1 protein-coding gene and 1 rRNA gene are annotated in these 1,598 nt (G+C 73.3%); one reads left to right on the top strand and one right to left on the bottom strand.

Features of this window, described 5'->3' with window-relative positions; translation table 11 throughout:
* On the top strand, window positions 1–1,089 hold a 1,089-nt coding region (locus AB0B94_RS12415; protein ID WP_357274665.1), incomplete at its 5' end, for a hypothetical protein.
* 420 nt (window positions 1,090–1,509) lie between these two features.
* On the opposite strand, the gene rrf is transcribed toward AB0B94_RS12415, so the two are convergent.
* Window positions 1,510–1,598: ribosomal RNA gene (rrf, locus tag AB0B94_RS12410) — 5S ribosomal RNA — on the bottom strand; the annotation flags it as partial.

The raw sequence follows: 1,598 nt of genomic DNA, 5'->3' as shown, positions 1-1,598 counted from the left end.
GTCGCCGCCCCGGAAACCACCCTCGCGGGGAGCGCCCGAACGCGAACCATCACGGTCGCCACCCCGGAAACCACCCTCGCGGGGAGCGCCCGAACGCGAGCCGTCACGGTCGCCGCCCCGGAAACCACCCTCGCGGGGGGCGCTGGAACGCGAGCTGTCCCGGTCGCCGCTCCGGAAGCCACCTTCGCGGCGGTCGCCGCCCCGGAAGCCACCCTCACGGGGAGCGCCCGAACGCGAACCATCGCGGTCGCCGCCCCGGAAGCCACCTTCGCGGCGGTCGCCGCCCCGGAAACCACCCTCACGGTCACCGCCCCGGAAGCCGCCCTCGCGGCGGTCGCCGCCCCGGAAACCACCCTCACGGTCACCGCCCCGGAAACCACCTTCGCGCGGCGGGCCGGAACGAGTGCGGTCGCCGCCCTGGTAACCGCCCTCACGACGGTCGCCGCCCCGGAAACCACCCTCACGGTCACCGCCCCGGAAGCCACCCTCACGGGGAGCGCCCGAACGCGAACCATCACGGTCGCCACCGCGGAAGCCGCCCTCACGACGGTCGCCGCCCCGGAAACCACCCTCGCGGGGGGCGCTGGAACGCGAACCGTCCCGATCGCCACCCCGGAAACCACCTTCGCGGCGGTCGCCGCCCCGGAAACCACCCTCACGGTCACCGCCCCGGAAGCCACCCTCACGGGGGGCGCTGGAACGCGAACCGTCCCGATCGCCACCCCGGAAGCCACCCTCACGGGGGGCACTGGAACGCGAACCGTCCCGATCGCCACCCCGGAAACCACCTTCGCGGCGGTCGCCGCCCCGGAAACCACCCTCACGGTCACCGCCCCGGAAACCACCCTCGCGCGGCGGGCCGGAACGAGTGCGGTCGCCGCCCTGGTAACCGCCCTCACGACGGTCACCACCACGGAAACCACCCTCACGGTCGCCACCCCGGAAGCCGCCCTCACGGCGGTCGCCGCCACGGTAGCCACCTTCACGCGGAGCGCTGTAACGCGAACCATCGCGGTCGCCGCCACGGAAACCACCCTCACGGGCAGCGCCGGACCGGAAACCGCCCTCACGCGGAGCACCCGAGCGTGACCCATCACGGTCGCCGCCACGGTAGCCACCTTCACGCGGAGCGCTGGAACGCGAACCATCGCGGTCGCCGCCCCGGAAACCACCCTCACGGCGGTCACCGCCGCGGTAGCCGCCCTCACGGGGGGCGCTGGAGCGCGAGCTGTCCCGGTCACCACCACGGGAGCCAGAGTCGCGGCCGCCGGCGTATCCGCCTCGGCTGCCGCCGCTGTCGCGGTCTCCCCGGTACGGGGGCCGGCCTTGATCATCGCGGCGTGGGCCGCGGTCGCTTCCGCCCGCGCCGTCAGTACGGTCTTCGTAACGACGGGGACGGTCTCCGCCCTGCGGTCCTGAACTCACAGGTACATCCTTCCTGATTGCGCCACCAATGGCGCTACGCAGTCGAGGGCCGACCCGGATGGGGCGGCCCTCGACTGGAAGATTGTCCGGCGGCGTCCTACTCTCCCACACCCTCACGAGTGCAGTACCATCGGCGCTGGAGGGCTTAGCTTCCGGGTTCGGAATGTAACCGG

Origin of the sequence: Micromonospora sp. NPDC048986, from assembly GCF_040649335.1 — a bacterium.
In the GTDB taxonomy this organism is placed as follows: domain Bacteria; phylum Actinomycetota; class Actinomycetes; order Mycobacteriales; family Micromonosporaceae; genus Micromonospora; species Micromonospora alfalfae.
This window is presented reverse-complemented; position numbering and strand designations above follow the sequence as displayed.